The organism is Paenibacillus sp. FSL R5-0912 (genome assembly GCF_000758605.1).
Taxonomy (GTDB): domain Bacteria; phylum Bacillota; class Bacilli; order Paenibacillales; family Paenibacillaceae; genus Paenibacillus_AQ.
On the sequence record NZ_CP009282.1, the window covers coordinates 6,026,625 to 6,040,251 of the forward strand.

Below are 13,627 nucleotides of genomic sequence, written 5' to 3' on the forward strand. Positions count from 1 at the left end.
ACAACTAAACCGTCTGATTTTCAACCGATTATTTGTTTAGTTGTATTCCGTGCAATTAAATTGACTTATTGTAGAAGGTTCCTCACCCATTCGGGCAGATTTAGTTGTACAGACTACAGTTATAAGCGGCAAGCAGCCCTTTTCGCTGTTTTTAATTGTACATTCTACAACTATCACTGAAGTTTCACTTGGAGCTGAATACATCCATTGCCACTTGCTGCATTATTGAATCAACTCACTTCTTTATTTCTGATGCTGGACTAGTTACTCTTAACGTTACTCCTAATATGACTTGTACACGCCGTGCTCTGCGGAGCCGGTCAGCGTCAGGTTCGGTCTGGTTACAATACAACTTCCACACCCTTATGCAGAGCAACCGCCTGTTTATAAATATAGAAGGCTGCGGCAAGATCCTGAACGGCAAGCCCTAGTCCCTTAAAAAGCGTAATTTCACTGCTGCTTCCCCTGCCCGGAACATGCCCCTTCAGCAGACCGCCAATTTCGCCAATGATATGGTCCGCAGTGATCGCCCCTTCGCTGAGCGGGATCAGATAATCCCCCGCTTCATGGACCGCCGACTCCAGCCGGTCCACATAGAGCCTCGCCCCGGCTACAAGCGCCGTGTCCAGCTCCCGTTCATGCGCCCTGCATGCGCCGATCGCATTGATATGCGCGCCTGGCTTCACCCAGGCGCCGTGCAGCACCGGCTCCCCCGCCGCCGTCGCCGTGCAGATAATGTCCGCGTCCGTCACCGCGTCCTGCACAGACAGCGCTGCCGTGATCTCTGCGTTCCACCGGCTGCTCATGGCATCGGCGAACGCCCGGGCCTTGCCCGGCGTTCTGCTCCAGACTTTGGTGCGCTTGATGCCGCGCACCTGCAGCATAGCTTCCAGATGGCTCCGGGCCTGCTCCCCGGTGCCGAGAACCGCCAGGGACTCCGCCTCTTCCCTGGCGAGCAGCTTCGTCGCCGCCGCACTGACCGCCGCCGTGCGGATGGCTGTAATCGACTGGCCGTCCACTATGGCCAGCGGCACGCCGGTGGCGGCGTCGAACAACGACACCATCCCCTGATGCGACGGCAGGCCGCTCCCGTGATTGCCAGGGAATACGCTGATGATCTTAGCACCAGCGACCCCTTCACGCCGCAGATACCCCGGCATCAATCCCAGCACATTCCGCTCCGCCAGCGGAAGAACCTGGCGGAGACTCTGCACAGCCTCCCCCTCCGACAGGTCAGCGAGGACGGTTTCCATCACAGTGATGCAGGACTCCATCGTTAGAATCTCTGCAACTTCCTTCCCGTTTATCATCAGCACATTTAGACCCTCCCGGATTCTTGATAACGCATATCCATTCTTATCTTTTCAAAAAAAGATTCAAGCTTATCTTTCTATGCCATCATTTGCTATACTCTATATTAGCGAAAAAAGTTAAAAACTAAAACAAAGGGGATATCCTTGATGATTATTCAGCCAAAAACACGCGGCTTTATCTGCACGACTGCTCACCCGGAGGGATGTGCCGGACAAATACAGGAACAGATTGACTATGTACGGGCACAAAAGAAACTTACCGGTCCGGCCAACGTGCTGGTCATCGGCGCTTCTACCGGCTACGGACTGGCTTCCCGGATTGCGGCTGCATTTGGCGCAGGTGCCAATACAATAGGTGTATTCTTCGACAAAGCTGCTGAAGGTGCCCGCACAGCATCCGCAGGCTGGTACAATTCCGCTGCTTTTGAGCAGGAAGCGGCCAAGCAGGGGCTGAAATCGTTCAGCATCGTTGGCGATGCCTTCTCGGATGCCATTAAGACTAAGACCATCGACTTGATCAAGGCTGAACTCGGCACCGTTGACCTGGTTGTGTACAGCGTAGCTTCCCCGCGCCGCACCCATCCCGTTACAGGAGAAGTCTTCTCCTCGGTTATTAAGCCAGTGGGGGATGCTTATACGAACAAGACGATGAACTTCCACACCGGGGAAGTATCCACGGTTACTATTGAGCCGGCAACGGATGACGAAGTCCGCCAGACAATCGCTGTTATGGGTGGAGAAGATTGGGGCATGTGGATCAATCAGCTGCTGGAAGCAGGCGTGCTTGCAGTTGGTGCAACAACCGTGGCCTATTCCTATATCGGACCTAAGATCACCCACCCCATCTACCGGGACGGAACCATCGGCCAGGCGAAGAACCATCTGGAACAGACGGCGATCGCGCTGAACGAGCAGCTCTCTGCTACAGGCGGACGGGCCTACGTATCCGTGAACAAGGCTCTGGTTACCCAGTCCAGCTCCGCCATCCCTGTGGTGCCGCTGTATATTTCCGCACTCTATAGAGTAATGAAGGAAAAAGAACTGCACGAGAACTGCATTCAGCAGATGTACCGCCTGTTCGCAGACCACCTGTATAACGGCGGCGAAGCGGCAGCAGATGGCAGCCACCTGATCCGGATTGATGATTGGGAGATGCGCGAGGATGTGCAGATCGAGGTCATGAGACGCTGGAACGAGCTTGAAACGGATAATGTTCCTGAACTTGCAGACCTTAAGGGCTACCAGGATGACTTCTTCCATCTGTTCGGCTTCCGTACCGAAGGCGTGGATTACGAAGCAGAGACTGATCCTGCTGTCGCTATTCCCAATATGGTATAAGCGTTCCGTCTAATACATGAAGCCGTTCCCTCACCGGGAGCGGCTTTTTGGCGTGCAGATTCCAGGTTATCGCTCCAATTCGGGCATAAGCGCATAAGCTCCCCCAACAGTTCATTTCATTAAATAAGCTTTGACTTTATGTGATCCTTGCAGTATTTTATATCTAAAAGATATATCTTACAGATTGGATGCGTGCATATGGCTGCTAACAGGAGCAAGACAGGATATGTGTTACTGGGACTATTAAACGAAGAGAACTTAACGGGGTATGAGATCAAAAAGATTGTAGATACCCGGCTTTCCTTTTTTTGGAGTGAGAGCTTTGGCCAGATCTATCCGGAACTGAAGCGGCTGGCTGTGGGGGGCTTGATCGCTGTGTGTGAAGAACCTGTTTCTGCAGAGGGCAAGAACAGCAAACCAAGCATCAAGTATCAGATAACCGCATCCGGTAGGTACGAATTACAGGAATGGCTCAAGACACCGGTGGAAAAAGAAACCGTACGCTACGAGCTGCTGCTCAAGCTGTACTTCTCCAATTCCTCCTCTTCCGCCACCATGCTGGAGCATGTCCGGGAGTTTGAAATCAACCACCGGCGGCAGCAGCAGCTGTTCGACAAATTCGAGGCGCAGCTGAAGCAGAATCTGGATGTCCATAGTAATCACAGCCGCATTCTGATGGTCCTGTCCTTTGGCCAGAAGCTGTGGGAGTCTTATGCAGACTGGTGCGGGCAGACCATAGCTTTGCTGGAACAGGAAGTTTCAGAACAGGGGACTCCGCAGAATGAATAAGACCGTGGATTTGTATTACTTTTCAGGCACGGGCAATACGAAAGCGATTGTAGACTTTGTGGTTAGAACCCTTAAGACCCATAACATCCGCACATCCCTGAATCTGATCGGCAGCGGATCTATGCCAAGCAGTCCGGTTAATGACCTGTGGTTGGCCTTCCCGGTCAATTCGCAGTCCGTGTCCCCGTTCATCTGGAGATTCCTCCGGCGGCTCCCGAAGAGCCAAGGCACCAACGTATATGTAATCGCTACGCTCAATAACTCAGCCCATATTCTGGAGCCGCTCTATACCCTGCTGAAGAATAAGGGCTACATCCCTGTCTCCGCCTGCGAGATCAGTATGCCTAACAATATGCTGGATGCCGTAGCCCATCCGGAGGATGATCAGGCCCGGCTGAGCGCAGCCTATCAGAAAGCTGAGACTTTTGTCCATCAGGCACTTGCCGGTGAATCCGCCTGGAAGTCAGAGTATCCCGGGTCGAAGGCCGTCTCCGTTCTCTCCAGAAGAACCGTGCTGCCCTGGATGTCGATGCGGCTGATGCTCAGATTGCGGACGGTCCCCTCCAAGTGCATCAGTTGTGAACTATGCGTTCTGCAATGTCCCACTGGTAATATAGTAGTGGTCGATGATCTGCCATACCATAGGTACAAATGTGATTTCTGTATGAAGTGTGCGGCGAACTGTCCGCGGAATGCAATCATAGTATCAGGCAAAGACAAGCTTCACTTCCGCAATGCCAGGATGCATAAATCTACTTTGGAACTATAGGATGGAGAGTTCACATGGGTCTGCACATTAAAGGATTGATCATACCCTTATTAGTATTGCTGCCGAATCTGATCTTCATTTTCTTCCCGCCCCGGAATACTCCTGATTCTTTGGCCTCTACACCGCTGATCTTCACCCTGTTAGAGCGGGCAGGCCAGATCACATGCTTCATGATGCCTATTCTACTGGGCCGTAAGCTTGCAGAGCAACCCATTGGCCCGTCTGCTGTGCTGATGGCTGTCTGCCTGCTGATTTATTATGTATGCTGGGGCCGCTTTTTCTGGAATGAGAGAGAATTTGCCGTGTTATTCACGCCTTGGCTTGGAATTCCCGTTCCTATGGCCGTCTTTCCGGCAATCTATTTCATGATGCTTGGATTCTGGCTTGAGTCCTGGCTGCTCCTGATCCCTGCTTTTCTGTTTGCCGTGGGTCATTTGGTGAACAGCTGGAATGTTTATACTCAGATCCGCTAGAAGCCCGCTGTTACCCGCCTCACAACATATCAATCCTGTCTTTCATAAAAAAACCGCCATTCCCATCAGGCTGAAGTTTTTGCAAACTTGCCTGGAAGATGGCGGTTTCTTGCAGATCTATTATGCCTCTGATACGGAAGCCGCAAGCCAGTCCGTTAACCGTGTAGGGGCAATTCGCGGATGGTCTCCGGCCGGAACAAGCGAGTGATCCTGCAAGGCTGTTCCGAAATAATGTGCCTCCGTATAGCCGACCACCTGACGCGCATCCCCCTTAGCCTTCAGCGCTTGCCGGACGAATTCATCCAGAGACAGCTTATCCGGTCCGGCCAGCTCGGCAATCCCGTTCACTGGGGCTTCAAGGGTATAATCAACCAGCGCAGCTGCTACATCCTCAGAGGCTATGGGCTGTACCCAGGCTGAAGGCAGGCGGACGACATCCCCTTCTGTAGCGGTATAGGCAATACCCTCGGCGAAGTCGAAGAACTGAGTCGCACGCACGATGGTGTAAGGAATGGGGGAAGCCTGGATCAGCTCCTCCTGAGCCATTTTTCCGCGGAAATAACCGCTCTGCAGCAAGCCGTCAGTACCCACTACAGATAATGCCACATGATGCTTCACTCCTGCCTCAATTTCAGCTGCTAACAGATTGCGGGTCGTTGTCGCGAAGAATTCCAGCACAGCATCGTCTGCGAACGAAGGTGAATTTGCTACATCAACAACGGCATCAGCGCCTTTAAGCGCTTCTGCCAGACCCTCACCAGTCCTAGCATTGATGCCCAGAGAAGGGGATGCAGCCACAGTCTCATGACCCAGCCCCTGCAGCCGGCTCACCAATTGCTTTCCAATAAGTCCGCTCCCGCCAACCACTACAATTTTCATGTCTATTTCCTCCTGGTTTATAGCCTATATCCATAGGCCGGTATTTGGTAAACGCTTTGCAACAGACACAAACCGCCCTGCCACGGGCGCTCTGCCTCCGTCCTATTTTCTTTGCTGTACATCCTGTAGACAAACTGGGACGAAGTTCTGTGACAAACTCCACTCTCCCCGCGTAACAGGCTCCGGACCCCATTCTTTCTAAACCGCAATTCACCTATGAATTTGCGCAACAAACCAACATATCAGTAGGATTATAATGAACATAAGAACAATATAGCGATATTATGGAGGTTATTATGAACTGGAAAAATGCGATTGAGCACACGCTCTCAACCACCCGCCTTAACATCAAGCGCTTTGGTGACAGTTCTCCAATTGTCAGCCTGGGCGACGGCAAATATCATCTGACGGACCATACCAGCTGGACGGAAGGCTTCTGGTCCGGTATCCTGTGGCTGAGCTATGAATACAGCCAAGATCCTGAGATTCACGCCGCAGCCATCCGGACGGTTGAGTCCTTCAACAATCGCATGATTGCCGGGAAAGAGCTCGATCATCATGATATCGGCTTCCTATATTCACTGTCTGCCAAGGCACGCTGGATCACCGATAAGGATGAGGCTTCGCGTCTGCTGGCCTTGCAGGCAGCCGATGTACTGATGAAGCGCTGGCGCTCTGCCCCCCAGCTCTTTCAGGCCTGGGGACCGGAAGGTGATGCAGACAACGGGGGCCGGATTATTATCGACTGCCTGATGAATCTTCCGCTGCTCTGCTGGGCCACCGAACAGACCGGAGATCCCAGCTACGCCGAGCATGCCCGGATTCACGCCGAGAAAAGCCGCCGCTTCCTGGTGAGGGGAGATGACTCCTCCTACCATACTTTTTATTTTGACCAGCAGACGGGAAATGCCCTGCGCGGAGGAACCGCACAAGGTTATCAGGACGGCTCCACCTGGACGCGGGGACAGGCTTGGGGGGTCTACGGTTTTGCCTTAGCATACCGCTATTTTAAAGAGCCTCATTATCTGGAAGTCTCCCGAAGAATGGCCCGCTATTTCCTGGAGCATCTTCCCGCCGACCATGTCGCGTATTGGGATTTCGATGCCCCGCAGGAGGAGTCCACTCCACGCGACAGTTCAGCTTCCGCCATCGTTGTATGCGGTCTTCTTGAGCTGCTGGAGCACCTGCCCGAGGAAGATCCGGACCGGGCATGGTTTGAAGAATCCATCAACAAGTCGATGGATTCCCTGCTGAACCGCTACTTTACCGCCGGCAGCCCGTCGGAAGAAGGCTTTCTGCGCCATGGCTCCTATTCAGTCAGAGGGAATTCATCTCCGGATGATTTCATGATCTGGGGGGATTACTTCTTCCTGGAGGCGCTGCTGCGTCTGCAGCAGGGTGTTCCGGGGTATTGGTACGAACGAGGATAGCAGGTACTGCATCTTCATTGACTAGATTCTGATCTACTGGTGCACAGCATCAACTGTGGCACCCGGTTGATACCCTTTATACCGGCAGGCTCTATTACAGAGTCCTGCCGGTTTTTGCTGCACGAAATACAACATTTTCCTCATCAAATCGTCCCATCATACAACAATTCTCCCGAACACCCAGGTATCTGGGAACCAAAGCTGTATTACTTACAACATTTTGGAATAGAGGATGGGATTTTCACAATTGCCCTGGTGTCAGAGCCATTGATAGGATCAGCTGGATGTTTGCTTTGTTGGTTCGTTCGTTGTTTAGTTAGTTGCATACTTGCTTGGTTCGTTAGTTGTTGGTTTGTTGCTTGGTTGGTTCGTTGGTATTCGTTCGTTGCTTGGTTGGCGATTGTAGTCTTATAAGTGTGGCCGAAGTCGCAGTTTTATTTTTAGCAGCCTTCTATTTATACTGAAGTTAGAAGTAATGGAATTAATAGCAGTGAACTATGGTTGATAAGGGAGCGTCGCATGAGCATGGACAGAAATAGGAACAATCATCCGACCCAGCGAATGGAACCCGGATTGTTTATGTACAAATATAAATATATTGACGGCGAATCCCTCTATTTTCATGCGCATAGGGGAATTGAAATCCTGTACATTTACAGCGGCTGTGGTGAGATCATGGTGGAGAATCAGACCTACCCTATTGAGGATCATACACTGGTCTTGTTTCAGCCTTATCAGCTGCACCGTGTAATGGTTCCTCCGGCAGAAGGCCGTTCCTATATCCGGACCAATCTGACCTTTGATCCTGGTTTCATGGACCATTATCTTTCCGCGTTTCCTATCCTGGGGCAATTCTTCCGGAACCTGTGGAGGGGCAGTCTGCGGCAGCCGGTATTCTATGGCATGAATGACACCCGGATTCCCGAGGTGCTGAAAGAGCTGCATCAGTGTACCGAGCACGCTGCTGCCGGACAGGAAGAGAACACAGGACTGCTCATCCTCCAGCTTATCCGGCTGTTTCATACCCGGCTGCCTGATGTCCTGTCCGAAGACAATCTCCTTCATTCACGCGGCAGCTCACATGTCCAGCGGATTACCGAATGGCTGGATGAACATTACAAGGAGCCCTTCAGCCTTGAGGCGCTGGCTGCCAGCCTGCATCTGTCTCCCTACCATATTTCGCATGTATTCAAACAATATGCCGGCATCACGCTGTCCGAATATCTGATGCAGCGGCGTGTCAGAGAAGCCTGTATCCTGCTCGCCAACACCAGCCAATCCATCGGAGAAATTGCGGTAGAAGTAGGCAATCTGTCCCCGTCTTATTTCAGCCAGATGTTCAAGAAGAATAAAGGAATCTCCCCGGAGAAATACAGGAACAGCATCCATTGAATCTATAACGCGGTGAACCGCTTTAAGGGGTTTTAAGCTAACAGGCAGGTTAATGAAACCTCACCGTTCTTCGAATCGTATAACCATTATTCAAATTTTCCCAATACGGCTCATACGGAGGTGAACTTGACTGGAGCATTTTTATGACTTGGTTCAATTGGCTTTCTCAATTGCTCTCATCTCTTCCTTAGTGTTAATTCCATTCGCCCATTTTTCTTTACAAGAGGTACACTGGGGTCATGAAACACTTGCTGCAGCCGGTTCAACCTGGTATGTGGCTGTCAGACTGTCTCAACCGAACAGCATTCAGAAGTGGATAGTTCGTACCGTCAGACGAAGAGAAGCACCTGATGATGAAGACCATAGTCCTTCCCCACATTGAATTCCATACTTTCAATTAGGGAGGACAACGATGAAAAAGATTATGTTGCTACAAAAATGGGCCAAGCCCATTCTCGTCATCTTGATTGGAGTTATTCCGGTCATTATGCTCAGCGGGTGTTCGGCAGCATCCCAATCCAACCCGATTAATGCCGGTTCACCAGGGATATTTAACCATTTTTTTATTTATCCATTTTCGCTCTTAATCAAATTCTTTGCGGATACCTTTCATGGAGACTACGGGTTAGCGATCGTGCTCATGACCTTCATCATCAGACTTGCGATCCTGCCGCTCATGATGAATCAAACCAAGAAACAAATAGTTATGAAAGAAAAGATGGCCGTCCTCCAGCCGGAATTAACTGCGCTTAAGGAGAAGTATAAGAACGACGTCGGTGCGGATGCCAAAAAACAAGAGCAAACCGAGATGATGCAGCTCTACCAGAAGCATCAATTCAATCCCTTAAACATGGGTTGTTTACCGATGCTTCTCCAATGGCCGATCACCCTCGCATTTTACTATGCCATTCGCCGTACCCCGGAGATTGCCGCTCATGATTTTCTGTGGTTTAACTTGGGGACAACAGATCTGATTTTGCCGCTGATTGCCGCTGCGGTGTATTACGTTCAGTTCCGCGTATCTCAATCCGTTTCAGCGCAGGTTCAGAACAATCAAAATAACCAAATGGCTTTTATCGGGTTGTTATCACCGGTCATGATGGGTGTATTTTCATTTCAGATGCCCGCCGCATTGCCGTTATATTGGGTGGTGGGCGGTATATTCATTATCGTGCAAACGATCATACTCAATAAAATGTACACAAAGCCAAATGTAGCGGGTAAAAACATACCCTCCGGTGTAGAAGACCAGTCATAGAACAATACTAAATACAAGGCATCTGAGGCGCAGCCTCAGATGCTCTTTTTTACCTTGGTGGCTCGTTAACATAAACGCTCCTCTTAGATTCCCAGCCTGCTCAACTGTAAAAGCGCCCTTCCCGCAGGAAGAGCGCCTTTTACCATTTACGGCAATACCGAGAAGATAATATCGTCGAACAGCATATAAGCGAAGCCGCTGGTATAGAAGCCGACCTTGCCGGACGGGCGGTGACCCGGATCACTGCCGGAGAGCCTTGGCGAGCCGTCAACAGATACGGCAATATCTCCGTCCCGGGCCGTCACCTTCACGTCATACTCCGTATCCGGCAGCAGGTCATGTCCAGGCAGGACCGTCTCGGTCAGCTTCTGCCAGGCTGTGTCGTACAGTATCCAGCCGGAAGATCCGTCTGCCCGGGTACGGTAGCCGATCCGGGTGGAGCCAGTGCTGTCCTGGCGGTCGAAGATGTACAGGATGCCGTTATCGGGCATCACGGATGGCGTCTTCAGCTTGAACTCCAGCTGATAAGAAGTGAAGCTGCGGTCGAGCAGGCCGGTAGCACCGTTCAGCAGCTTATAGCGGCGGTTGCCGTCCGGATCAGCGGCGATGCTGCGGTTAGGGTCCACCGGCCAGCCGTTGCCCCCGTTCTCGAAGTCCGTCTCATGCATGATACTTGAGACGATTACTGTAATGTCCGCCTTAATGAGCGGATTTACCGTAGACACGGCAGAGATGAGGGTCTCGCCTTCGTATACGGCGTGGACCACTCCCGCGCTATCCACCGTAGCCACCGCCGGGTTGGCCGACTGCCAGGATACGCCTGTATCCGGCGTATCCGCAGGGTCGAAGGCCACCTGCAATTGCCGCTGTTCCCCGGCGGCTAGACGCACCTTGCTCTCCGCCGGAATGATTCCGGCCAGTGTAGTCGTAAGTGCCTTGAACTGAATGTCATCGAAATGCATCTGGCTGACATTGCTGACATAGAAGCCGACCTTGCCCTCTGTGTTATGCCCCGGATCATTGCCCTTCAGGCGGAAGGCTCCATCCAGGTAGACGCTGATGTCGCCGCCTTTAACAAGCATTTTGACTGCATACTCCGTATTCGGCTGCAGGTCATGTCCCGGCAGCTTCACCTCCTTCAGCACCGTCCAGGCTGAATTGTACAGCAGCCAGGCGGAGCTTCCATCCGCCCGGGTTTTGTAGCCAATCCGGCTGGAGCCGCTGCCGGCCTGGCGGTCGAAGATATACAGGGTCGCATTATCCCCTATAACCTCCGGTGTCTTCAGCTTGAAGCTCAGCTCGTAATCGGAGAAGGTCTTGGGACTGAGCGCTGAGGCTCCGTTCAGAATCTTGTACCAGCGGTTTGGCCCAATCTTCTCAATGCTGCGGTTCGCATCCTGCAGCCAGCCGTTCGCTCCGGATTCGAAATCCGTGAAGTCCATCACGCCGTCCCCTGCCTCCACGTTCACCGTAACCGTGGCAGTCAGCAGCGGATTCTCCGCCGAAGCCACCGTAATGACTGTGCTGCCGACCGCCTGACCGGTAACTACGCCAGCAACATCCACAGACGCGATGCCGGGATCGGCTGAAGTGAAGGTCAGGACGGGATGATCCGCATTCCACGGAAGCACCGCCGTGCGCAGCTTCAGCGTTTTCCAGCGGTCCACGGTAACTTCGCTGTCATAGACGGCTACCCCCTGCACAGGATAGCTGTCTGTTCCTGCCGTTGTACCGGCTTTCCCTGCTATACCGATCTCTGCAAACGGGATGTCAGGAAACCCGGGAATGATATCGAAGACATCCGCATCCGGCCGCAGCGACAGATCGCCTCCCGCTAGGTCGGTGAAGCCGGGATCTGCTGCGCTCACCCAGTTATTGGCGTACTGCACAAGCCCAAATTTGTCGTATGCCCCGTACACATTGGTCGTTACGCTGCGCGGAACCGACGGATTGTAGACCACATTCCCCTGGAACGTATTCGTGTCGGGATAATACCGGTTCTCCGTGAAGAAATCCGCCAGCTCGGGGTACTTCGTCAGATAAGGGGTTCCGGTGAAATTATTGTTCGCCGTGAACAGCGCCTGCCACTTCGTCATGTAGTTCAGCGGTACCTGATCATCCGGCTCATCGCCCAGGAACATATCCGCATAATCATAAGGAATTTTGCTGTCGATAAAAATATTGTTGCGGGTCAGGATATGTGCACCGCCATTGTTTTTAATGGCCGAATTGCCCATCTTGTAAAAAATATTCTCGTCGATAGTCAATCCCATCGTAAAATTGTCGGGATATACACCCTCCACTCCGGCTTTGCTCTCGCCGATGTTATGAAAGTAATTGCGCCTGATCACCGTGCCGCGCTCATGGGGCTGCTCGCCGGCATTCATGTAGATCGCGCCGAGATCCGAGAAGGTGGTGCATACATCATAGATCTCGTTATACTCCACGGTATGATCATTGCCGAAGATCAGCACGCCCGGATGGGGCGCATCATGCAGCTTATTGTGCGACATGCGGTTGCCGACGCCGGACAGCAGCACCCCGGGATTGTAGGCTTTGTGATAGTAGGCAAAATCGTGAATATGCGAATTCTCCACCACATTGTTCCCTGGCGCAAGCGTCGTTTTGTTGCCGCCTGTCAACGTGACGGCAGTGCCGCCGATATGGTGAATATGGGTGCTGATGATGGCGTGGTCCGTTCCCGGTGCCCCTTCAAAGTTGTTGTAATAGAACCGGCTCTGTGTGTTAACCAGCACCCCGCTGTTGGTGAAATTGCGGATCTCGCTGTTCAGAATACGCATATGGCTGCCGCCCATGAACACTGCAGCAGAATCGCGGCCATTCTCAAGCACAAGCTCGGAGAAGTCAATGTACGAAGCATTGAGCGCGTTAATCATCGGACTCTTCAGCATCGTCACTTCAATATCCGGGTTATCCGCTGCAAACTCAGCGTTCGGCAGGAAATACAGCTTGCCCGCCTGGCGGTCGATGTAATATTCGCCCGGCATATCGATTTCCTCCAGCAGATTTTGCGCAAAATGGAAATCAGGGTACCAGTTTTTGAAGATGCCGCTCATTTCCCCGTAACGGAGGGTGATGCTTCGGGCAGCCGTGTCAATGGAAGCAATCTTGTTATACGACCATTCCCAGCTGTAGCCGAAGATCCCGTCCAGCCAGATATCGTCTGCCTGCGTCCAGTACTGGGGCCGGTCATACGTATAGGTGAAGGTGCCGCCGCGCGTATGCACCTCCCCGTTCGGGTCCTTCCTTGTCGGACCGGGATCAAGGATTTCATCCATCTGAACGGTGCTCTCATTGGGCCAGCGGGCCAGCGTCATGCCCTGTCCGGCCACATACAGCTCCATTGGCGGCACCTCGCTCAGATCATTGGCCAGATAATAGCCATGACGGCTGAGCTGACCGTAATCGGTGATCCCGAGCGCTGCCAGATCCGCCTCCAGCACTTTCGTTCTAGCCTCTGTACTTATAATACGGCTGAGCACCGACGTGTCCGTGACCGGAACGAACGCTGACTTGGCCAGCTGCTCCGAACCTGACAAAGTCACGGACTCACCCGGATAAGCCGTGTAAGTGACCGGCTTGCCGGCTTCGCCTGAATCCTGCTGCCGCAGTTCGAAGCTGGACGTCCGTTCATACCTTCCTTCGCGCAAATACACAGTGACACCGCCCTCCGGCAAGCCATCCTCCGCTTTCAGCGTCCGGATGGTATCACGGGCTTTTTCCAAAGTCAGAAACGGGGCATTCTGCGTCCCATTATTGGAATCGCTTCCATTAGTGGCGACATAAATAACCGCCCCCGGAGACCCTCCCTCCGCCGATACAGTACCCGCAATCGGCGGGGCAGGATTGATCGTGAACAACATACTGGCGGCAAGGGCGGCAAGCAAACGTTTTTTCACCAAGGCTCCTCTTCCTTTCCGGTTGGAATGATAACGGCTCCGCCGGTATTATATCTTGGCGAAGCC

The 13,627-nt window shown here is 52.5% G+C and carries 10 protein-coding genes; 7 read left to right on the plus strand and 3 right to left on the minus strand.

Features of this window, described 5'->3' with window-relative positions; translation table 11 throughout:
* Positions 1–341: 341 nt before the first annotated feature.
* On the minus strand, positions 342–1,310 hold the full coding sequence (locus R50912_RS25470) for an ornithine cyclodeaminase family protein (RefSeq protein ID WP_231637921.1): 969 nt from the start codon (positions 1,308–1,310) through the stop codon (positions 342–344).
* Between the two features lie 150 nt (positions 1,311–1,460).
* Here R50912_RS25470 and fabV point away from each other — a divergent pair, with 150 nt between their 5' ends.
* The 4 genes from fabV to R50912_RS25490 all read left to right on the plus strand — a co-directional run bounded on the left by fabV (position 1,461) and on the right by R50912_RS25490 (position 4,682).
* Complete coding sequence (fabV, locus tag R50912_RS25475; RefSeq protein ID WP_042238745.1) at positions 1,461–2,651, plus strand: enoyl-ACP reductase FabV; 1,191 nt, start codon at positions 1,461–1,463, stop codon at positions 2,649–2,651.
* A 198-nt stretch (positions 2,652–2,849) separates the two neighbouring features.
* Positions 2,850–3,440 (plus strand): PadR family transcriptional regulator, encoded by a 591-nt coding sequence (locus R50912_RS25480; RefSeq protein WP_042238746.1) that lies wholly within the window; start codon positions 2,850–2,852, stop codon positions 3,438–3,440.
* Positions 3,433–4,209, plus strand: a complete 777-nt coding sequence (locus tag R50912_RS25485) for an EFR1 family ferrodoxin (RefSeq protein ID WP_042238748.1) — start codon at positions 3,433–3,435, stop codon at positions 4,207–4,209. Before R50912_RS25480 ends, R50912_RS25485 begins: the two co-directional genes overlap by 8 nt.
* 14 nt (positions 4,210–4,223) lie before the next feature.
* The gene (locus tag R50912_RS25490) at positions 4,224–4,682 is read left to right on the plus strand and encodes a hypothetical protein (RefSeq protein ID WP_052416684.1); all 459 of its coding nucleotides are present in this window, start codon (positions 4,224–4,226) and stop codon (positions 4,680–4,682) included.
* A 120-nt stretch (positions 4,683–4,802) separates the two neighbouring features.
* Here R50912_RS25490 and R50912_RS25495 read toward each other — a convergent pair whose 3' ends face one another.
* Complete coding sequence (locus R50912_RS25495; RefSeq protein ID WP_042238750.1) at positions 4,803–5,561, minus strand: SDR family oxidoreductase; 759 nt, start codon at positions 5,559–5,561, stop codon at positions 4,803–4,805.
* Between the two features lie 296 nt (positions 5,562–5,857).
* Here R50912_RS25495 and R50912_RS25500 point away from each other — a divergent pair, with 296 nt between their 5' ends.
* The 3 genes from R50912_RS25500 to yidC all read left to right on the plus strand — a co-directional run bounded on the left by R50912_RS25500 (position 5,858) and on the right by yidC (position 9,641).
* Positions 5,858–6,991: a glycoside hydrolase family 88 protein gene (locus tag R50912_RS25500; protein WP_042238752.1), complete on the plus strand. Its 1,134-nt coding sequence runs from the start codon at positions 5,858–5,860 to the stop codon at positions 6,989–6,991.
* A gap of 525 nt (positions 6,992–7,516) precedes the next feature.
* Entirely contained in the window at positions 7,517–8,383 is an 867-nt protein-coding gene (locus R50912_RS33545) for an AraC family transcriptional regulator (protein WP_197072980.1), read from the plus strand.
* A gap of 412 nt (positions 8,384–8,795) precedes the next feature.
* Positions 8,796–9,641, plus strand: a complete 846-nt coding sequence (gene yidC, locus R50912_RS25510) for a membrane protein insertase YidC (protein ID WP_042238754.1) — start codon at positions 8,796–8,798, stop codon at positions 9,639–9,641.
* Positions 9,642–9,787: 146 nt separating this feature from the next.
* Here the strand turns inward: yidC and R50912_RS25515 are convergent, their stop codons facing one another.
* Positions 9,788–13,561, minus strand: a complete 3,774-nt coding sequence (locus tag R50912_RS25515) for an Ig-like domain-containing protein (protein WP_042238756.1) — start codon at positions 13,559–13,561, stop codon at positions 9,788–9,790.
* Between the last annotated feature and the right edge of the window lie 66 nt (positions 13,562–13,627).

What these genes read in the sequence shown, in the direction of transcription:
- R50912_RS25470 (WP_231637921.1), bottom strand. Translation starts at nt 1,310, where the DNA reads ATGATAAACGGGAAGGAAGTTGCAGAGATTCTAACGATGGAGTCCTGC.
- fabV (WP_042238745.1), top strand. Translation starts at nt 1,461, where the DNA reads ATGATTATTCAGCCAAAAACACGCGGCTTTATCTGCACGACTGCTCAC.
- R50912_RS25480 (WP_042238746.1), top strand. Translation starts at nt 2,850, where the DNA reads ATGGCTGCTAACAGGAGCAAGACAGGATATGTGTTACTGGGACTATTA.
- R50912_RS25485 (WP_042238748.1), top strand. Translation starts at nt 3,433, where the DNA reads ATGAATAAGACCGTGGATTTGTATTACTTTTCAGGCACGGGCAATACG.
- R50912_RS25490 (WP_052416684.1), top strand. Translation starts at nt 4,224, where the DNA reads ATGGGTCTGCACATTAAAGGATTGATCATACCCTTATTAGTATTGCTG.
- R50912_RS25495 (WP_042238750.1), bottom strand. Translation starts at nt 5,561, where the DNA reads ATGAAAATTGTAGTGGTTGGCGGGAGCGGACTTATTGGAAAGCAATTG.
- R50912_RS25500 (WP_042238752.1), top strand. Translation starts at nt 5,858, where the DNA reads ATGAACTGGAAAAATGCGATTGAGCACACGCTCTCAACCACCCGCCTT.
- R50912_RS33545 (WP_197072980.1), top strand. Translation starts at nt 7,517, where the DNA reads ATGGACAGAAATAGGAACAATCATCCGACCCAGCGAATGGAACCCGGA.
- yidC (WP_042238754.1), top strand. Translation starts at nt 8,796, where the DNA reads ATGAAAAAGATTATGTTGCTACAAAAATGGGCCAAGCCCATTCTCGTC.